At 38.7% G+C, this 21,028-nt stretch carries 13 protein-coding genes and 1 pseudogene; 7 read left to right on the top strand and 7 right to left on the bottom strand.

Annotation, left to right across the window (positions count from 1 at the left end):
* Positions 1 to 18: 18 nt before the first annotated feature.
* The 4 genes from RT084_RS09990 to RT084_RS09975 all read right to left on the bottom strand — a co-directional run bounded on the left by RT084_RS09990 (position 19) and on the right by RT084_RS09975 (position 6,934).
* Entirely contained in the window at positions 19 to 2,001 is a 1,983-nt protein-coding gene (locus RT084_RS09990) for a site-specific DNA-methyltransferase (RefSeq protein WP_313099721.1), read from the bottom strand.
* 36 nt (positions 2,002 to 2,037) lie between these two features.
* Positions 2,038 to 2,802 (bottom strand): hypothetical protein, encoded by a 765-nt coding sequence (locus tag RT084_RS09985; protein ID WP_313099718.1) that lies wholly within the window; start codon positions 2,800 to 2,802, stop codon positions 2,038 to 2,040.
* A gap of 11 nt (positions 2,803 to 2,813) precedes the next feature.
* Entirely contained in the window at positions 2,814 to 3,527 is a 714-nt protein-coding gene (locus tag RT084_RS09980) for a DUF4391 domain-containing protein (RefSeq protein WP_313099715.1), read from the bottom strand.
* 131 nt (positions 3,528 to 3,658) lie between these two features.
* Entirely contained in the window at positions 3,659 to 6,934 is a 3,276-nt protein-coding gene (locus RT084_RS09975; RefSeq protein ID WP_313099711.1) for a helicase-related protein, read from the bottom strand.
* Between the two features lie 462 nt (positions 6,935 to 7,396).
* Between RT084_RS09975 and RT084_RS12425 the strand changes: the two genes are divergently transcribed.
* The 7 genes and pseudogenes from RT084_RS12425 to RT084_RS09940 all read left to right on the top strand — a co-directional run bounded on the left by RT084_RS12425 (position 7,397) and on the right by RT084_RS09940 (position 17,404).
* A complete protein-coding gene (locus RT084_RS12425) occupies positions 7,397 to 7,561 on the top strand; it encodes a hypothetical protein (protein WP_409418421.1) in 165 nt (54 codons plus the stop codon).
* Positions 7,554 to 7,763, top strand: a pseudogene (locus tag RT084_RS12420) (transposase); the annotation flags it as partial. The gene RT084_RS12425 and the pseudogene RT084_RS12420, both read left to right, overlap by 8 nt.
* Before the next feature lie 685 nt (positions 7,764 to 8,448).
* The gene (locus RT084_RS09965; protein ID WP_188875635.1) at positions 8,449 to 9,996 is read left to right on the top strand and encodes a Fic family protein; all 1,548 of its coding nucleotides are present in this window, start codon (positions 8,449 to 8,451) and stop codon (positions 9,994 to 9,996) included.
* 26 nt (positions 9,997 to 10,022) lie between these two features.
* Entirely contained in the window at positions 10,023 to 10,574 is a 552-nt protein-coding gene (locus tag RT084_RS09955; RefSeq protein WP_188875636.1) for a hypothetical protein, read from the top strand.
* Complete coding sequence (locus RT084_RS09950; RefSeq protein WP_188875637.1) at positions 10,564 to 12,780, top strand: hypothetical protein; 2,217 nt, start codon at positions 10,564 to 10,566, stop codon at positions 12,778 to 12,780. Before RT084_RS09955 ends, RT084_RS09950 begins: the two co-directional genes overlap by 11 nt.
* A gap of 252 nt (positions 12,781 to 13,032) precedes the next feature.
* Positions 13,033 to 14,166 (top strand): protein adenylyltransferase Fic, encoded by a 1,134-nt coding sequence (fic, locus tag RT084_RS09945; protein ID WP_188875638.1) that lies wholly within the window; start codon positions 13,033 to 13,035, stop codon positions 14,164 to 14,166.
* Positions 14,167 to 14,203: 37 nt separating this feature from the next.
* Complete coding sequence (locus tag RT084_RS09940) at positions 14,204 to 17,404, top strand: site-specific integrase (protein WP_188875639.1); 3,201 nt, start codon at positions 14,204 to 14,206, stop codon at positions 17,402 to 17,404.
* Positions 17,405 to 17,570: 166 nt separating this feature from the next.
* On the opposite strand, the gene RT084_RS09935 is transcribed toward RT084_RS09940, so the two are convergent.
* From RT084_RS09935 to RT084_RS09925, 3 genes are all read right to left on the bottom strand, one after another.
* Entirely contained in the window at positions 17,571 to 19,067 is a 1,497-nt protein-coding gene (locus RT084_RS09935; protein WP_286190480.1) for an esterase-like activity of phytase family protein, read from the bottom strand.
* 119 nt (positions 19,068 to 19,186) lie between these two features.
* A complete protein-coding gene (locus RT084_RS09930) occupies positions 19,187 to 19,795 on the bottom strand; it encodes a class I SAM-dependent methyltransferase (protein ID WP_188875640.1) in 609 nt (202 codons plus the stop codon).
* Complete coding sequence (locus RT084_RS09925; RefSeq protein WP_188875641.1) at positions 19,795 to 20,868, bottom strand: HNH endonuclease family protein; 1,074 nt, start codon at positions 20,866 to 20,868, stop codon at positions 19,795 to 19,797. The genes RT084_RS09930 and RT084_RS09925 overlap by 1 nt, the downstream gene beginning before the upstream one ends.
* Positions 20,869 to 21,028: the final 160 nt, after the last annotated feature.

The raw sequence follows: 21,028 nt of genomic DNA, 5'->3' as shown, positions 1-21,028 counted from the left end.
GTTTTTCTCCTTTTTCCCTTAGATAAAGCGTACATCGGTATGCGGTGATAGTTGTTTAAAGCGTTCTTTGATGTTGGTTTTGTCGCTGTCGGTGGCGATGGCGCGTTCGCTGGTGATGAATTTGAGTGGATTGAGTGCGGCAATGTCATTGACCATATTTGCGTCGATGTAGTCTAGGCTGGCAATCAGTGAGTTACCGCCCACTTGGTAGATGGTGTGTCCGCCTGATTTGCTAGAGAGCTCGGTGCGTTCAATGGGCAAGGATAACGGCACGCCGGTGTCTAGCATGAATTGGAATAGTAAGTCTTCGTCGCTGCGGTCTTCTTTGATGTTGTTTTCGAGTGTGGCGAGTAGGTCTTGGTTGTAGTCTTGGGGGCGGTAGTAGATGTCGTTCATGTTGCTGGTGTCGATTTTTAGGACTCGAAAGCCTGTGTCAAGATGGTTTAGGTCTTTGTCGGCATTGTCGGTTTTGATTTTTGCGCCTGCTCGGCGGATGCGTTCTTTGGATATTTCGGCGATGGTAGGATAGCCTGCTTTATGGGCTTCGGATTTTGAATCTGTTGCCTCTGGGATTTGTACCATGATAAATTTGCGGTTGCCCCCGTCTTCGGCGTTAAGTTGCATCACGGCATGGGCAGTCGTCGATGACCCTGCGAAAAAGTCTAAGATAATACCGTCATTTATTTGCGTCATCTCCAGTAAATACTTTATCAACGATATTGATTTTGGAAATGTAAAATGCAATTCATTATCTTTTATCCATTTTGTAGATGCTTGAGAATCAAAAAATAAAATTGATTTTGGTGTTGAAAATTCATTTTCATGTAAATAATTTTTTAACTGTGGAACTGTATTTTCATCTTGCCCAAATAAAATTAAATTTTTTTCTATTAAATCTTGAATACTTTCATTTGAAAAACCCCAACCTCTTCTCCCCATTTTACAAGGTTGATTTGTTATTGGATGAATGATGTCAGAGAAATTTTTACTATTTGGTGCTGTTAAATCACTTGCCCGAAATAATCCTTTTTCGTCAATATAGGTGTAATGGTCAAAATCGTAAAATTTTGGATATTTAACTAAGGCTCTTATTTCCTCACGAATTTCTTCATTGTCTTTCAATTCTTTAAATAAATGATTTGCTCTTTTTTTAAATTCATCTATGTAATTTTTTTTAGCTTGCCATAAATCAATTTCATATTTAATTTTTGCATAAATTAAAACATATTCATGAGTAATAGAAACTTGCTTTGAATTGTTTTTACTTGAATTTGAAGCGATAACTATTTGTGAAATAAAATTACTCACACCGAAAACTTCATCACAAATTTTTTTTAAATTAGCCTGCTCATTATCATCAATCGAAATAAAAATAACGCCATCATCAGACAACAAGTTCCTAGCCAATTTTAACCGACTATACATCATCGACAACCAATCACTATGAAACCGCCCATTACTCTCCGTATTCGCCACCAACCGATTGCCATCGCCATCCACCTGCCCCGACCGCTCAAAAAACTCAGCCGTATCCGCCGCAAAATCATCGTTATAAATAAAATCATTGCCCGTATTGTACGGCGGGTCAATATAAATCGTCTTCACCTTGCCAAGATAACTCTCCTGCAATAGCTTCAACGCCTCAAGATTATCCCCCTCAATAAACAAATTGCCCGTCGTCTCAAAATCCACACTCTCCTCACGGCACGGGCGTAACGTTTTGGCTATCGGACTGTTCGCCGTCACAATCGCCTCACGCTTGCCCACCCAGTCAAGGCGATAACGCTCTTGCGACCCATCAATCACCGAATGCGATAATTCTTGCTTGAGCAATTCAAAATCAATGCCCCGCTCAAGCACTACTTCACCGTTCATATCACGGATAACCTTGCCTTGCTCATCGGTTTTTGGCTTCTCGGTGACACAGTTGGGGAACACCTCGGCAAGACGCTCAATATTGCTATCGACTAGGTTTGGGGTGTGCATTTTTAGTGTGGTCATGGGGAAGTCCTTGAGAGTTTGAATGAATTATTTGGATTAAATAAGTAAGTTTTGCTGTGGGTTATAATCTAGCGTTTCTAGATAGACTCGCCCTTTGTCAGTTGTGCGATAGGCTTGGCTTTTATGTTTAACATAATCAGGATAAATGTAAGCCAAATAGCCTTTTTCAACCAATTTTGATAAATGCTCTCTTAATGTTCTTGGCTTTCTATCCAAAACTTCTGATAGCGTTGCTGCAGATAATGCTTCTATTTCGCACATTTGTAACAATACTTGATACATGATTTCGACTTTGGTTCGCTCAGAATTTGTAATAATTTTGGCGATTTCTTTTAAGGTTTGTAGAGAGTTACCGCCGTTATTTTCTTGGTTACCGCCGTTATTTTCCTGCTTACCGCCGTTATTTTGCTCGTTATGACCAGTACTAGTGGCGTTAATAGGGTAGCTCGGCTTATTAATTCCAGTACTTGCACCTGCCAAAGTTTGGTCATTACATGCTAGGCTGTCGCAGTTATCAGTATAACAACTATTTAAAAGGTAATAGCTGTTACTACTTTTACCATGTTTTAGTAAATAGTTGTTTTTACAAAATTTTCGTAAAATGCTACTCGCTTGAAGTGTATCTAATCCAATATTCTCTCGAATATCTTTATTGGTAATTTGTCCCATTTTCTTGGCAAGGATTAACACTTCGGCTTCTTTATCTGTCAAGCTATCAAAATGCTTTAACCATAACATTTCTTCTTCAGCAATTAATTGTTGAAGACGTAGTACCGTTTCACAATCATTATTTGAAATCATTCATTAACCTTCTAACGGGTTAAATCTTTGAGCTGCTTTTGTAGCGTTTGTAACTGCAAGTTCATCTCTACTTGCCGATTAAACTGTTTTTCTTTATAAATGCGTTTTTGTAACTCATTGATTTGTTTGGTGAGCAGTGCGAGTTTTTCGGTATGGGCAATCTTTTCTTCAATACTAGCAATCTTTTGATGCGTTGTAGATAGGTTAGCTTTTATATTGGGTATCAAAACGACATTTGGTGACGCTTTATTTGTAGAAAGGAGTAACTGCTCAATAAAATACTCATACAAATCCGCGATTCCAAATACAATCGGTAAATCTTCACGTTGTGCAGGATCTTGCCAATCCGTCGCATAGTATTTGCCTAAGACGACTTTTTGGCTGTCCGCTTGGCTTTGACGCTTATAAGTTGCGATGACTTTGATTTTATCTTCAAAGAGAATCTCAAAGATAATCGGTGATGGTATCAATTTATCGATAAACTGCAAAACTTCCGTATCTAGCCTTTCAACACGACTGACGATACTAAAAATTTGGATTTCTTTAATTGTCTCGCTATCGTTTAGATTAATTGTATGCGGTGAGAGCTTATACGCCCATCGGATACTTTCCACTTGCTCCACAAACAAGCGTTCGATACGGTGATTGGCACTGCCTCGTTGGTAGAACTTATTTTTTGGAATAATTTTATCCACTTTAGCCGTTGACGGATAGTGATATAGCATGGGTAACTTCCTTAGTTATATAGAAAACTTGTGCAAATACCCTATAAAGAAATTCATTCAGTATGACTTCTTATACTCAAATAGCCAACTATTCCCTACCACTAATGTCGTAAGTAAGAAACCATCGTTGTCTAATTGTCTTCAATCACAATAAAGCTAATCAGTTCAAAGTCATTAAGCCCAGATACCATATCCACCAAGGCAGTCGTCGACAGTCCTGAAAATAAGCTATCAATATCTTTCTCATCTTTTAGCCGCCGAATCGAATGAATCACAATATCCAATAATGCCGAATACTGTCCCATGTTTCGTCCATCATCGGTTTTGCGGTTAAAAGACTCATACGCTTTTGGTATGGGTTGGTCTATGCCACGACAGGCTTTACGAGCGACATCCAGCAGATATTTGGCTTGGGTGTAATCATATACCACATCGCCACTTTGATTGATATACACCAAGTAATACGGATACAAACGATTGGCTTGATTACCTGCCATCTGGGGGTTTCTTGCTCTTAATGTAAATATAACGCCTGCTTCTAAGCCAATTTCTGGCTGTGCGGGTACTACGGTATGCAGCCCATTCGGTAGACGTTTTAGTTCCTCATGCACTTCTAAATACCCTAATAAATCCATACGAAAATCATTAAGCCCCAAGTCCGTAATAGACACACCTGTATTGGCGTCTTCTAGGTCTAGCACCTCATTTTGTAGCTTTTGCAGCTGCTCACGTCGATATGCCATATCGTTAGCTTGGGCACTTAAGACATTATCATCCCCTGTACTGGTCATATCGACAATAACCATGCGATTTTCCACCCGCTCTCTTAGATTGATATAATCGTCAAGACTGATATCTGGCCAATAATTTACCAATTGAATCACACTGTTTGATGAACCAATGCGGTCTACCCGTCCAAAACGCTGGATGATACGTACCGGGTTCCAGTGAATATCAAAGTTAATGAGATAATCACAATCTTGTAAGTTCTGACCTTCTGAAATACAGTCAGTCGCAATCAGAATATCAATCTCCCGAGATTCTTCTGGAAAAATATCTCGTTTTTGTTTCGATTTTGGTGAGAACAAAGTTAATAAGCCCTGCATATCATAGCTCTGTCGACTCTTAACGCGGGTTTTGATGGTAGACGTATTATCGTTGCCTGTAATTTTGGCACTATGCAATCCATAGTTCTCCAATAAAAAAGGAGCAATGTTTTCATATAGATAATTAGCGGTATCCGCAAAGGCGGTAAATATAATTACTTTGTGATTACCGGGATTAATGGGATGCTGTAGCTTCTCAATGATATGACTTTTAACGTGTTGTAGCTTAGCATCATTCTTAGTGTCAATCGTAGCAATCATCCGTAACAACCCTTTGATGATTTCTCGATCACCATCAAGATCCATTCTCCAAGATAAGCGATCCATATCCGCCAAATGAATTTTCAACTTATTGCCAATTAAGTCTTCTGGATTAAGCAGTTCGCCGTTCTCATCTTGATCATACCCCATCAAAGGCGCAATACTTACTTCGTCATCTGCCGCACGCGCGTCAAAATCATCAATTTTCGCAATCACATTGCTGATACTTTTCTCTAGAAAAGTTAGCGTTAATCTAAATGCATGGATTGAGCTTTCAAGACGCTTAAGCAGATTGACCGTCATTAATGCTTGCAGACTACGCTCACGATCAACCTGCTTCAGTCGCCCTTTTCCTTCAACCAAAGTATCAAAAATCTCCTCATATTTACGCAAGGCGCTAGGGAAAATATACGTGACAGGCGCATAGACCGCCATTTTAATTAATGACAGCTCTGCATAAATTCGGTTGAGCGTTACAGCCTGTTTATCATTGGATAAGGGAGTGCGATATGATAGGGGTTTAAGACGCGTAGGAAACTGTCCAATAGCTGTAGTGTCATAGAATGTCTGGATATGTTTGCGCGATCTAGCAATTGTCACACTATCAAGCAGTTTAAAAAAGTCAAAATCAAGCAAGTTTAGGATTGCTTGGGTTGTACGTTCTTCAGGTTCTAGCTTTGCCCAAGTATTGAAACTTGCTTGTGCCCTACGAAAGATAGTCTCAATATCGCGCTCAGTGTCAAGTTTACTTTCTATAAAGTCTGCATTGCCTTCGTATGCCAGGGCTAGCTGATTTTTGAGATCCGTAAAATGATTATTTACAGGCGTCGCTGATAACATCAACACCTTGGTTTTTACTCCTTGACGAATGACCTTGTTCATTAAACGATCATAACGCGATTCTCGTTCCTTATACGCACCACGGTTACGAAAATTATGCGATTCATCGATAACGATTAAGTCGTAGTTACACCAATTAATTTTCGCCAAATCAATCCCTAACGTTTCACCATTGTTTCGAGATAGGTCAGTATGATAAAGGACATCATAACTAAAGCGATCGTTGGCAAAAATATTGGTGACTAAGTTGGCATTATAGTTGGTCCAGTTTGCCCCCAATTTCTTAGGGCAAAGTACCAGTACGCTTTTATTACGTAACTCATAATATTTAATCACAGCCAATGCGGTGAATGTTTTACCCAGACCGACACTGTCTGCCAAAATACAGCCATTATAAGTTTCTAATTTATTGATAATTCCAAAAGCGGCATCTTTTTGAAAATTGAATAACTTATTCCATACTACCGTATCTTGGTAGCCAGTTAAGTCATTGGGTATGACATCCGTGCTGATATCCTCCAAAAAATCCTTGAAGATATTATAAAGCATTAAGAAATAAATCCGTTCAGGTGGATTCTCCTGATATACAGATTCAATATGCTGCACGATTTGGCTAGTAACGTCTTCTACTTTGGTCGGATCATGCCAAATCCGATTGAAAAGCTGGATAAAGGTTTGTGTCGTAGATTGCTCATCAAAGCAATTAACCATGTTAGATATGGCATTGCCCTTTTCAAAGCCCAAACCTGTTGGGGTAAAACCTTGAATTGGCATGTATGTCAGAGATGTCTCGGGTTGTTGAATACTAATAAATTCCTGCATAGGTGCACTACTAGTGTTTGATTTAAATATCGCTTTTCGTCTTATCCAATCAGCACATTCTTTAGCGATTGCCTTTTGTGATAATTGGTTTTTTAGATGAATTTCAAACTCGGTACCATATAGGCTACTTTCACGATCAATTTTTGGAATAATAAACTCTCGTTTTTCCTTTTTGAGTTTTTCGGTTACATCTTCCGTAATAAATGTGGGTGATGTAAATACAAATTGAAGGGAATCAACTTTTTCTAATTCTTGTTTTAAGGCCGCATAAGCGTAAATTGAAAAATAGGAAGCAGCAATTTTGAGTTTAGATTGATTATTAAGATTCTTGCCAATATCTATTCCCAAAGTGCTATTGATGTTATCGATAAGTTTCATAAATAATCTGAGTTTATTTAATTGGATTTTATTGAGCTTATTAAGGTTTTAGGGTGTAAGTCAATATAAAATTCAAACAAATTTAATGTCGTGTTTCTAAATTATATAAGTTTATAACTGGCGCTCATTTAGATAATTACTCATATTATTCCAATTCCCACTCACTTGCCTTTTCTCCTCAACCGAATCATGAATACGAGCCAATTGAAACACATACGACAGGTAATTATTCTTTCCAATGTAGCTAAAACGCTGATTTAAAGCTTTACGGTAAATAATTTTATTTTTCACTAGGCTATATCCTCACTTCAAAAAGCAAATAAAAAGTGCCAAATACACCTAGATTCATAGGATTTAGTATAGGAAAAAATGGCATGAATCGCACTGACAGATGAACTATGGGAGCAGGTAGAGCATACTTTGACGTAGAATGGGTGTTACATCACTACAAACACTCGTACCGTGACGGAAGCTACATACGGTGTCATCAGCATGCAAGTGGAGCTAGGGCGGGCTTTGATAAACCAATTGGACAATGCCATGGTGGACGAACTACAAAAATCCATTTATGACAACTGTCGTACCAACATGCAAGAATGCCAAACAGCCAAATCCCAATTTGGATAGTTATTTATACAAGCTCAGACATTTAGTAGAAAATACGTTTACAAGGTTAAAGCAGTTTCGTAGTATGGCCACGAAATATGAGAAATTAGCTCGTAATTTTAAGTCGATGATTTACCTTGCTTGCTTAATAATCCAAGCTCAAGTGAATGAGGGACATGCCTTAATTTATCTTCGAGATAAGTTTGAAAAGCATGACCAATGAGCTCATAGTTTATTTATCAGAAAGCAACCCTGTTAAGCCAATCTAAATAAAAAAATCAAGGTTGTAGTCAGATTTCGGATTGGTCGAGAAATAACCATGGCACATTTAAGGCACAATTATGGCACAAAGATTTTTTTATGTGCCTTAGTGACAAAACGGGGTCACAGCAAATGAGTACTAATTAAATAAAATAGATTATCTAACTTGCTGATTTTAAAGCAATAAAAAAGCCACTTTGCTATAAAGTGGCTTTTTTGCTAATCACTTAAGATTAAGTGGAGCGGGAAACCCCGACCTTGGCAATGACGTAAACCTAAAATACCTAAATTTACCTTAAGCTGAAGTCCTTTATTTAAAAGGATTTCAGCTTTTTTATTGTCTTTATTATTTTAGAATTCTAGTGTATATTGAGGTATCTTTGATAGTTTTTGGTCACGTTAATTCTAACGTATTTATTTATAATTGACACCAACCTAAATCTGCTCTCCCCTATTTTTGAAAATTTTGTAAATCATATTATCAAAAATAACTAAATTTTTAATTAAAAATTTATTTAATATATTATCTTAAATATTTATTAAATAAAATTAAAATATACGTTTACTAGTATTTTTAAGGGATGATAGGTCAAATTAATTCTCTATCGATATTTATTTAATATTTTCTAAATGAAAAGGTAATGATTATGAATACTAAACTACCTATTAGCATTGAAGACCTGCTATATCAAAGGACGATTGAAAGTGAGCGTATTGAATACAAGGCTGATTGGAATCCTGAATCTATTTTGCATACCATCTGTGCCTTCGCTAATGATTTTCATAATTTAGGTAGTGGTTATATAGTTATTGGCATTGCCGAAGAAAACGGCATGCCTGTATTGCCACCTGTGGGGTTAGCTGCTGAGAAAATTGATAAAATCCCAAAAGAGTTATTGAATCTTGAACGTACAGCAATCATTCCTGCCTATAACACATTGTCTGCGGTTTATGATATTCAAGGTAAGTTGATACTTGTCTTATGGGTAATCGCAGGTGAAATGCGACCCTATAAGACTAAAGTAAGTCATGGTAAAGATAAAACTGACTGGGCATATTACATTCGTAAGCATACCAGTACGGTGCTTGCTAAAGGGAATGATGAGCAAGAATTACTAAGCCTAGCTAATAAAGTACCCTTTGATGACCGCTATTGCCAATTTTCAACGCTTAATGATTTAGAGCCCCATTTGATTCGAGAGTTTTTGAATCAGATTAAAAGCGAACTTGCTAAAGATGCTTATCATTTATCAGTTGAAGCCTTGGCAAAACGCATGAACTTAGTCGGTGGTACCCCTGAGACCTTATTTCCTAAAAATGTCGGCTTGCTGTTCTTTAATAGCCAACCCAGTAAATTTTTTCCTGCCACCCAAATTGATGTGGTGTATTTTCCCGATGGGGCAGGTGGTGACAGTTTTGAAGAAAAAATTTTTACTGGACCATTGGGGCGTATCACTCAAGATAGCTTAGATTACATTAAAAGTCGCTTTCTAAAAGAGACCGTGATTAAACATCCTGACCGTGCACAAGCGGAACGGTTTTGGAATTATCCATTCATTGCGATTGAAGAAGCAGTGGTCAATGCGGTATATCACCGCTCTTATGAAGAACGCAATCCCATCGAAATCCGCATTTATCCTGATGAAATCATTATATTAAGCTATCCAGGTGCAGACCGTTCTATTAGGCTTGATGACTTGCAAGCAGGACGTGCTGTAACAAGGCGTTATCGTAATCGACGTATTGGTGAATTCTTAAAAGAGTTGGACTTAACCGAAGGTCGCTCAACAGGTGTTCCCAAAATTTTACGAGCCATGAAAAAGAATGGTTCGCCTATGCCAACTTTTGAGACGGATGATGAACGCACCTATTTCTTAGTAAAATTACCCATTCATCAAAAAGCAATGCTAGATGAAAGCGTGATTGAGCAAAATACACTTACCCCCCAAGCTACCCCCCAAGCTACCCCCCAAGCTATAAAACTACTGACAAGCTTAAATAACTACGACAATCAGGTGATAACTCGTCAAGAATGGATGGACTTGTTAGGTTTAAAGGACAGCCGAAACTTTAGAAAGGTGTACCTTAATCCCGCCCTAACAGCAGGGTTGATTGAAATGACCATCCCCGATAAGCCCAATAGCCCTAACCAACAATACCGTCTTACGCCACTAGGTAAAGCAGTAGTGAAATAATTTAAAAGAGATAGGGAGATAGGGAAATGGCAAAAAACACATCAAAAATAACTCACAGAATCACCACCAAAACTCTGTCTGTAACGACTGAAAATTTTGTTGTCCATCCTTTGGTAGCTAAAGCCTTTCAAATTTACTGTGAAAACTTCCCTACTCCTTCTGCTCACCAAAATTCGCATAAACCCTTGATATTTGACGTAATAAAAGATGATGACAGATTTTATTTTTTTGATAACTTTGCTGAAGTGGTGCTAGTCAATGATGCCACCAATGTAACAATTAGACCACTTCCTTTGTCAAATATCGACATTGAAAGAAGGGCTTGGGCATCTTTAAAAGCTGATTTTTATGCACTTAAGCCTATCAATCCCAAAATTTTTAATGAGCTTAAGCAATATATGCCAAAAAAAATTGCTGAAGAACTATTTGGGGGTGATATGACAATTGAAAAAGTTTTAGATGATTTGCAGTTAGAACGTCATCATTATGATTATCAAGCCAAGTTACAACGAGAGCATCGGCAATATACTTTTCCATTATTTTCCCAACTAATTCAAGAGGTTCTAGATGGATATTGATAAATTAATTGCTGTCCTATTGCCAAAGCACGATGACGAGTATGTGCAGTCGTTACGAGACTTTTTTCTGACGGTTGCATCTATTACTGATTCTTCATTTGTTGGTTTTGATATTACGGATAAATCGAATGTCATATTGGAACCTAAACAGTTAAAAGAGATTTTTGAAAGTTACAAAGGCAAAACTACGAAGGAGGGTTATGAAGTTAAAGCATTTCTTGCTAGTAGCTATGTTCTCGCACCATTTGATATAAAAAATCCATCATTGGAGTGGCAATGGATATCTAAGCTTTGCCACCTTTTACTGTATTTTGCTAATCACAAGCTGACTCGGCGAATCACTGAAACTGCGATTGAAGCGAGGAAATGGCTACAACCTCATTCAAGTTATCAATCCCTCTGGCAAAACTGCTATCAAAATTGGCAGGCAGATACACTAGAGCAAACCTATTTAAACGTTCATCAACAACTACAAATTTTCGAAAACGCTAATCACCCAAATTTATCAAAACTAAAGTCAATTTATCGTACGCTTGACTTTCCCTATCATCACCGACAACCCATTACTCGAAAAATTCAAGGTAGAAAGAGCCAAGCAAAACCTAAGGTTGACGAGAGCTATACCCAAACGTTGCCTGTCAATGATATTGATGATGATACCGATAAATTGGTAGAAGTCAGAGAGATTGAATCAACGCAGAACGATATCGATGCACTGCGAGAGCGGCTTGATAATAATTTGCCTACTTACGTCGTTCTTGAGCAACGTAGCCTAAAAGCAACCGAAAAATTTTCCCCAAAACAAATTCAGCTTCGAACGAAGGCGAAAGTTTCCCACGCTAACCGTAATGAGCTATTTAGTCTGATCAACATTCGTCATTTACCACCTTTTGTAATACAAAATGTTTGTAGTAAGCTCTGGCAGTATTTTCATCAAGCAGACATCGATAGAGATAAAAAGCGCGCTGTGGCTTATTTACTGCTTTCGTTACACACCGGTTATTCGATCCAACAGTTATCCGTTGATATTAATAATAATGAGAAAAAGATTGTTGATGTTAGTAATCGAACTCAACAATTTGATTTTTTTATAAAGCTTGATATTACCCCACTGCGTATTCGGCAGATAGGTATCGAGAATGTTCTAGCAAATCGCTTGTCATCAATAAAATTACCGCTACCTGATGAGTTAGCAAGTTTTTTGGCATATAAAGGTGAGCCGATGGCGCAATGGATTGAGTCGGTCATTGGTGATTTACGTCACGAATTGGATCTACCATATCTCAGCTTAGCCCGTATCGAAAAGTCACTTTATACCTTGCTTATTCAAAAAATTACGACCACACAGATTGCTAGTATTATTACAGGCAGAAATGCTCGCAAGCGCGCTGACTTATCTTATACCTCTCTTAGCCAAATCCAACTTTTCGAGGTTTATCAACAAGCGATTGAACTGCTGAATCAACGTAGTGGTTTAGATTTAAGTTATTTCAGCACTAAGCCAGATGCTGATTTTCGTATTGGTAGCCAAAATACGCCTGAATATTCATTGGTACAACGCTTCTTTGAGCATTTACACAAACAGCTTATTACCCAGACGCATTACATTGCTAAATTTAATGCCTATAGCCTATGGCTTTGGCATGTGTCGCTAATTCTATCTTCTGTTCGCGCGGTGGAAGGCGCGCCTGGCTTTTTGAAGCAGTTTAATCTAAGCCGAAAAATCGCTTGGATTCAAGACAAGGAAGAACGTGCCACCACCAATGCCCAACGTTTAGTACCAATCTGTGATTTTCTCGTCCAGGCGATACAAGATTACTTGGGCTTTCTGTCGGTATTTTCTGCCAAGTTTGGACGATTAAATCCTACGTTAGCCCAGCAGATTGAGCAAATTCTACAATCTAAACGTCCTTTAATTAATTGGCTAGATCCTAAAGGCAACATGGAAAGTATGCGACCTGCCATTATTCAAAGACAATTAGCAGAGCATTTTAAGTTTAAAGCAGATTGGACACGCCATGTTGGACAACGTTTTTTGCTAGAGCAGCAAGTTGATGAGGCCATTATTTCGGCCCTATTTGCGCATGAGATGTTTGGACAAGAAACCTGGCAAAAACATTCATCAATGAGTGTGGGTGATATCATCGCGGTTCGGTATATCTACGATGATTTAGCTCAAAAACTCCAATTACAGCAGATTGCGTGATAGCTCATTGGAAGAATTAAGGTATGTAGTAAGCGAGTTTAGTTGAATTTAGGTGATAGACCACCAGCAACAACAATAGAATATATGTCGAAATTCCATCAGGAAATCGACATAAGCAGTTTTCATGTCGATAGGATCGACACTAAAATACGATATGTCGATTTTTATCATGAAAATCGACATATCCATTCTGATATGTTTATACTATCGACATATCAAGCTGATATGTACAAATTAAGGTGTAAAATCGACATGAATACTTCATCATCTATTTTAAGTAATACTGTCACTTGGCGAGCCAATCAACCTTATAACCAGTTACCAAATTTGCCCCCAAATATCGACGTTGAAACCAAAGCGGTATTAAAGCAATGTATCGAAGCCCGAGCCAAACTTGCTGAACTCAAACAAGCCAGTATGCTGATACCCAATGACAGCATTTTGATTCATATTATTCCGCTACTCGAAGCCAAAGATAGTAGTGAGATTGAGAATATTGTCACGACCACAGATGAGCTATTTCGCTACGCTGAACAATCTGAGAATGCCAATAATGCAACAAAAGAGGCTTTGCGTTATCGTAATGCTTTATATCAAGGTATCACATCAATTAAAGAGCGACCTTTTAGCACCCAAACAGCCATCGAAGTCTGCCGAACCATTAAAGGTGTCAACCTTGATATTCGCTCGATCACAGGTACCTCGTTAACTAATAGCGTAACGGGTGAAACTATTTACACACCACCTGTAGGTGAAACATTCATTCGAGAAAAACTCGCCAATTGGGAGCAGTTTCTACACTACCATGATGAGCTTGATCCGCTTATCAAAATGGCAATAGCCCATTATCAGTTTGAAGCAATTCACCCCTTTACTGACGGCAATGGGCGTACAGGTCGAATCCTTAATATGCTATATTTGATGCACGAAAACTTGCTTAACTTACCGATTTTATATTTAAGCCGTTATATCATTCAAACTAAAGAAGACTATTATCGCTTACTACTTGGTGTAACCAAAGACCAAGACTGGATAAGCTGGGTTTTATATATCCTTAAAGGCATTATTGAGACGTGTGAATGGACCATTCACAAGATAGAGGCGATCCGTTTGCTACATGTTGATACCAGTGAATACATCAAAGCGAAAGCACCCAATGTTTATTCACGAGAGCTTGTCGATGCCATATTTGAACAGCCGTATATCCGTATTGGTACAGTGGTAAATAAGCAAATCGCCAAACGCCAAACCGCTAGCAATTATCTAGCTAAGCTAGTTGAACTTGGTGTGTTACAAGAAGTGGATGCTGGGCGAGAAAAACTGTTTTTACACCAACATTTGATAGATTTATTGGTCGAAAATAAACGCATTACTTATCATCCATAACCGTCAAATTGCTGAAAAACACATGGGAAACCAACGCATGCCCAATTCTGATTTATTTGGTTATGAACGTCGACAAGCAGCACTTAAAATCGCTCGAAAAGCTGACAACAGACACGCGATTGAAATTAGCCAAGAAATTTGCGAAAGCGAATGGCAAAGCTTTCTAAATGAATTTAAAGTTGACAGCGCTGAAGGCTATAAAATCCAAGTCAAAGATGAACTCATTGATGAATTATATGATAGGATTTTAAAACAATTCAATGAGCAGCTTAAGGCTACTCAACTACCTGCTGCAATGGCTCACCGCCTAAAATTTTTTAATCATATCAATAAAAAGCGTAGTCAAGCGAACCTAAAACCGTTTCCAACGCCTGTTATAGCCGACATACCGAAACGTCCCGCTAATACCAATGATCTAGACAATTTTTTATATTTGGAAACGGCCGAGCAAATCGTTAATAATGCCCTACAAATTTGGCAAGTTAAGAATAGCTTTACCCTACTCGATAGTGTGACTTGGTTATTATTTTCCCAGATCGTCTTTGGCGGTTATAACGAAGCGGTGGTCATAAAGGCTGTCTATCAAGCATTAAAAGACAAAACAGCCATTTATCACGTCGGTAAAGAGCAGCTATTACTACCGATTGAATTAACGTCAACCGAGTATGCCAATCGTATTGTCAGGCCAGATAACGACAACCCTGATGAGGTTCAATTATATTATTCAAGGTGGGTGTTTTTAAATGATGTCAGTCGGCTTTGGCTGGTGTATTTCAATACGCATTTTACTGAAAGCAGCAAATTTCCCAGTTATGCAGAATGTATTCGCAGACTGAGCGACCTGGTTGGAGAAAAGTTTAACGCCGATAATTTTGCAAATTCCCGTTTCCTAACTCATATCAATATTTTTTGGCAAACCCTACCCAATGTGAAGATTGACCAGCAAATGGTTGAAACCCTTGTAGGTCGTCAACGCCATACTGCTATCACCTTTGAGCAACTGCTGCGCTATTTTAGCCCAATCAAAATAGATGCGCGTACCAAAGCTTCGTTAACCATCACTAGCGACGAGCCGGGTATAGCGATTGATCGGCTTATGACCTCAAAAAGCAGCGCTAAAATACCTAGCCTAGAAGACGATTTTAAGGATGATATTGTTAAAGTCATTCGCAACATTTTAAATGGTCAGAAAAGTCAAATTCTAAGTCAATTGGCGCGGTTTTACGCTGAAAGCCCGTTATTGCCTAACCAACAACGCTTAGTAAAATGGCTCATAGATTTAACTAAAAAAGGCAATAAACCCAGCACCTTACGACGCTATTTATCAGAAATTGGTAACGATTTTTTGGCAGAAACCCGTGATGCAGATTTTATTGGTTGGCAAGATTTTGAATATAAATTTATTTATGACAAAATTATAAGCACAAAAAACACCTTAAAAATGGGCTATACCCAAACTGTGATTGCCTCCTTGCACGACGTACTGGTCAAAGAATTTAACGCCCCCTATCTGAGATTAAATCGAGATAAAGACCCCTTAGTCGTTAATAGCTGTCTGATTCCTGTCGAGCTATATCAGCATATGCTCACGCAACTAGAGAACCATCCATCTATTAATGACAAGCTAAGAGATGTGCTAAAACTGATACTGATTCTATTGTATCGCACAGGGATGCGGTTTATGGAAGTGCTATCAATTAGGCTTTCAGATATTGAGTATGATAATCAGGGGTTTATTGATTACAATATTGTCTTAAGACCACATGCACAGCGCGATTTAAAATCCGATGATTCGACCCGCCGTTTTATGCTCAATGTGCTGTTGCAGCCTACTGAACTGGCTGCATTCACAAAATATTTTCATCAAAAATTACGACAAAATGCCCAGTATTTATTTACCCTACCACACCATGCTCAGCCTATCGATAGAAACAGTGTCGAGCTACCGTTTCGTGGGATTTTAACTGACCCCATTTTACAAAACCGCTATCATGACATCAGTATGCACAGCTTTCGTCACAATGCCATTTCAAATATGGCGATGATATTACGTTGTGATTATAGTGTGATTGAGCATTTTACCGATTATAGTCGTGACCAGGTGAAAGCTATTCGACAGTCTGCATTGGGTCCAAAAAGAAAGGTCAGCCCAAGTTTTTGGCAAGTATTGGAAGACTTTGCCGGGCATGCCGATTTGAACACCACCTTTAGTTCTTATATTCACACCGCTGATATCATTGCCCATCATCAACTATCAAAAGCCAAAATTCAATTACCATTAGCGACCGTCATCAAACTATCAGGTAAGGCAAGACGCAGCTTTAATCAATATCACAAAGACGCGGTAGATTTTGATAATGAAGCCGTTAATCTTTGGCATATTCGAAGCTTTATCAACAATACCCTTGCCACCCAAAAGCTCGCCCATAACGCTAAAGTAACTATAAAAAATGACGCGGTTTTAACAACCGTTTCAGACGCATTGGAAAATACGCCGCAATCATCAATTTTTGGTAAATACAATCGTCTTTGCATTGAAAAAATGCTGAGTGATATGGAATCAGGCATGGATTTGTCGACTGCCAGTCAGCTTAATTTTGACTTTAGCGACGCGATGCTAATTTATCAAAATGCCCTAAAACTAATTAAAAATGAAGACGGCTCACCCAATTATAAATTTGTCAGTCAAAAACGTCAGCAACTGTCATCTCATCCGATTATTACGCCAACGCCATTGCACTATCATCAAGAAATCGCTTTATCAAATCTTTGCTTTGATAATATTGAAAAATTGTGCCAGTCTAAAGCAGGCAAACGTGAAATCGCTGAATTTGTACAAACTTTTTATGAAAAAACCATTCCGTCAAAACCAGAAATTCGGTTTCCATTCAAAGAAACCAAGCAGTTCTATGGCTATCTTGAAACGGCATTAAAAATCCTTCCAAGCGAATATTGGCGTATCAATATTTGTAAATATACACCGACCACAGTAGTTAATGAGGTAACAGGTGAAAAATCTTTTACCATGCCGATCGATAAGAAAGAAACGGAACACGCTAACAAAAAATTTAATGAAAAATTTGCTGACTTCAAAGGGGATATTACCCAAAAGCCGATTTATAGCGGGTTTAGTATCAGTATGATACGCCCAAATGATAAAGGCAGGCCCACCAAAAAACAGCCCAATTCAGTGATGATAAAACATATCGTACATTGGTTAATGATCATGAAGTTTTAATCTGTTTCAAGTTTTTGCTCTTAATTGGCAAAGCCACCATCGTGTTGCACGAGATGGGGATTTTTTCCGGATTCGTTTTGTTATTGAATTCGTCAGGTAATGTGACATTTAAAAAAGGCTTGGCACACTAATTTATGCCAAGCCCTTTTCAATCAAGAGCAGAATTTTAGGGACGGTAGATATACAAGCGATCGCTGTCAATATCGCTGTTGGCTTTGTCGATGTATTTTGGCGTGATAAAGTCTTTGCTGTCTTTGACGTGCGCAGCGATGCCAAAGTCGTCATCATTGATCAGCCCCAATGTACCATTCGGGAACAGGAGCAAACCTTCAAGCTTATCATGTGGGTAGTTTAGCTTCATCACTGCATCGAGATACTCGGTTTTACTCACTGGGCGAATGCCTTTACTTGCTAACACATTCCAGCCATCGGCAGTAAGCGTCAACTGCTCCAATGTTTTACCTTCGACTAGTAAGCCAAGGCTTGGGTCTTGCATGATATCGGCTGTGTTGGTGATTGATTCTAGGTTTGTCGCACCGGCTAGGCTAATTTTATATACCTTTTTAATCGCTGCGGCATTAAGCTGTGGCAGCTCGCCATCACGTTCGATGACATAAAACGTGTCTTTATCAATAGCGACAATGCCTGAGTTAGAGTCGGTAGCAGTGTTTTGTTGTTGGTAAATAAATTGCTCGATATTACCCGTTGCCAATTCAATACGCACAATACGGGTCATGGTCGATTTTTTGGTGGTTTTATCAGGGTTATATAGAGCTGATTGCATGATACCAACCAAGTATTTTTGGTCAGGGGTAACCGTTAAACCTTCCATACCGCGATTGGCGCGGCGTTTTTTAAATTCAGCCGGTAAGGTAATCAGCTTACCATTTACTTTATAGGTACTGGCGCCTTCGCCGATGTCAAAGGCATTGATACGGGCAATCTCGCGACCAGTGGCATCAAAGTGAACGATGTGTGGGCCATACTCATCACTCACCCAAAAGGTCCCATCTTTCATCACTGCTAAACCTTCTGGGTCAAAGCCATACGGGTCAGTTTTGGTAGGGTTGGTAAGCGCATCATAAGGCTTGGTTTGGTCAACCAACATTAAGCGGTCAAAGGCAGTATCCATGGTGTTTTGGATATAAGCGACTTCTTTGGTTGCCCCATTGACTGGGTTGGGCAAGCCAGTGACTTTGGTGGTACCGTCTGGGCGTTTAAACTCTATCACTTTAACTAAGCTGATTTTGCCGTCATTGCCAAGTTGGAACAAGCCAAGATTAGGCGTATAACTAGGCACAGGGAAAGCTTTGCCTTCCCCTTTATCCAGATTAGGGTCGCCATTCACCACATCAGCATTGGGACCACGATCAGTTAAGGCATAAAACTGCGTTGGATTCGCGGGATTAACAAATGCGTCTGAACCATAGCCGCCTTGATAGACGTTGACGGTTTTGCCATCTGCGTCTTTGGTGGTCAGTAATACTTTGCTTGGCAGCGCAGTGCCATTTTTGAAAGTGGTAAGTAAGGTTTCATAACTGGTATTGGGAGTTGGGTTATCAAAAGACACGTTAGAATTATTATCATTATTACAGGCGGCTAACAGGCTAGCTGTGGCCACGGCTAACAGGGTTAGCTTGGTCTTGGTTAACATGGTTGACATAACTTTCCTCAAAATAGGTAATAAACTATGATTAACGTACTGGGTAAATTAGATAACTCTAGTTCATTATTATGTCATTTCGATGATAGGGTTTGGTTACTCAAAAGTACTGTTTGCGATTAGTATATTTTGAGCAGTACATTCCACCAAATTTCTTGTCTATCCACTCGATTATCAACCGTCTGCCAAACTTTCAATGTTTTGGCTAACTCTAGCTGATTTTCGATCAATTGCCAACGCTGTTCATTCATATCACAAAAAAAGCGCCCGTCTTGTTCTCGTTCACTATCACCATATTTGAATGAGGCATACAAGACACCATTGGGCGTTAGACAAGTGATTAATTCGTTTAAGATTTTGGATAAATCATCGAAAGGCACATGCAGCAATGATGCACATGCCCAAATACCAGTAAAATGATTTTGCCAGCTTTGTTTCGCTATCTCATCAAATCTTAGACATTGCCAGTCAATACGCGTATCAGTTTCCTTAGCTAAATCAATTAAATTTTGCGAGCCATCAATGGCGACAACTTCAAATCCCTGATTGGCAAAAAATACACTATCTCGCCCTGAGCCACAGCCAACGTCCAAAATTTTTTGCTGATTGCGCAAAGGAGTTTTTGGCAAATGTTCTAAAAATAGCTGATAAATATTTTGCATATTTACATTTAAAGTTTGCTCGAAAAAATCTTTCGCATGATTTTGGTAATAATTTAATGTGTTCATTAGAAAATACTAATCCCTTGTGGCTTGGGTTGCCAGTTGTGAATTAAGCGTTCTTTTGAGAACCGATAGGATTTTTTTAAAAAATACTCTCTGTCTTCCACTTTATCGCCTGTTTGCATCATTAACGTTTCACGAAGCGGATGGTGACTACTGATTAAATACTCATTACGAGTATGAAGGCGATTCAATAATTCAATACTGGGTACTTGGGCAAACTTGCCACTTTCTCCTCGATTGCATTCGGCACATGACAATACTAAATTCCAAACGCCATCGATATTGACAGGACGACAACACCCAGCGTTGACAACATCTGGCTTTAGTAAATGTGGAAAAAAATGGTCAACGTCAGCAAGCAAATCGTCATCTGATGAAATACTAATTTCTTTAAAACAGTAAAAACAACGGCTTTTTTGGTAGCCATTTAGTGCTCCACGAGACGTTGTAATATTGGTTCTGCGGTGCTTGGCATCTTGAGTAAAAAGTTGCTTGGTGTCTTGGTCAAACTCGACTGCGATAAGATTTTTATTTATGTTGAGTTCCCACGCTTTTTCAACCAAATTCCAACGCGATTCAGTTTCTTGATTTAAGTCTTGGGCTGAGTTGTCGTAAACATAAAACAATTTAAACAGATTATCAGTTAAGCGAATGCCTTTGTTGTATCTACGCTCATCAATAAAAAATTCTTCATTCACCACGTCATAAAATCGCTCAGTCACGGCTTTGGTATTGACTACGTGAAACGCGTTGAGCACATATTTAAAGCCTTCTTTGGTCGTTATATCTCGCAGTCTATTTTCATCGATTAAACCTGCGTTAAAATCTTGACAGGCTTGAATAAATTTACCCGTTCTACCCGTAGTTTGTTTGGGGCTGTGTTTAAGATGCTCGGCAAGGTGTAAGGCATATGGCAAGGCTAGATCATCAAGGGTGATTAAATCCGATTTTCGCTCAAGGCTGACATCAATCAAACTTTTAGCGAGAGCAAATTTGTACGAAGCAGAATTTTTACCAAATAAGATAATGGCTCGCCAGTAATTCTCTAAGGTGGGTTCAACATCGACAAAATTCATGTGACATCCATGCGGTAGGCTTTTGATTTACTATAGCATACCCCGACCTATATTTTAGCTGAAATTATTCTAGGTAAGCTTATAGGGGTTAACATGCGATGTTACAGAAAAAAGCCACTAAAAACTTAGTGGCTTTTTTGTCAGGTCGGTGTCAATTAGG

Source organism: Moraxella sp. CTOTU48717, assembly GCF_032057165.1.
Lineage (GTDB): Bacteria > Pseudomonadota > Gammaproteobacteria > Pseudomonadales > Moraxellaceae > Faucicola > Faucicola tetraodonis.
This window is presented reverse-complemented; position numbering and strand designations above follow the sequence as displayed.

Bases quoted from the DNA above. Each gene is read 5' to 3' on its own strand.
- RT084_RS09990 (WP_313099721.1), bottom strand. From the start codon at position 2,001: ATGACCACACTAAAAATGCACACCCCAAACCTAGTCGATAGCAATATT.
- RT084_RS09985 (WP_313099718.1), bottom strand. From the start codon at position 2,802: ATGATTTCAAATAATGATTGTGAAACGGTACTACGTCTTCAACAATTA.
- RT084_RS09980 (WP_313099715.1), bottom strand. From the start codon at position 3,527: ATGCTATATCACTATCCGTCAACGGCTAAAGTGGATAAAATTATTCCA.
- RT084_RS09975 (WP_313099711.1), bottom strand. From the start codon at position 6,934: ATGAAACTTATCGATAACATCAATAGCACTTTGGGAATAGATATTGGC.
- RT084_RS09965 (WP_188875635.1), top strand. From the start codon at position 8,449: ATGAATACTAAACTACCTATTAGCATTGAAGACCTGCTATATCAAAGG.
- RT084_RS09955 (WP_188875636.1), top strand. From the start codon at position 10,023: ATGGCAAAAAACACATCAAAAATAACTCACAGAATCACCACCAAAACT.
- RT084_RS09950 (WP_188875637.1), top strand. From the start codon at position 10,564: ATGGATATTGATAAATTAATTGCTGTCCTATTGCCAAAGCACGATGAC.
- fic (WP_188875638.1), top strand. From the start codon at position 13,033: ATGAATACTTCATCATCTATTTTAAGTAATACTGTCACTTGGCGAGCC.
- RT084_RS09940 (WP_188875639.1), top strand. From the start codon at position 14,204: ATGCCCAATTCTGATTTATTTGGTTATGAACGTCGACAAGCAGCACTT.
- RT084_RS09935 (WP_286190480.1), bottom strand. From the start codon at position 19,067: ATGTCAACCATGTTAACCAAGACCAAGCTAACCCTGTTAGCCGTGGCC.
- RT084_RS09930 (WP_188875640.1), bottom strand. From the start codon at position 19,795: ATGAACACATTAAATTATTACCAAAATCATGCGAAAGATTTTTTCGAG.
- RT084_RS09925 (WP_188875641.1), bottom strand. From the start codon at position 20,868: ATGAATTTTGTCGATGTTGAACCCACCTTAGAGAATTACTGGCGAGCC.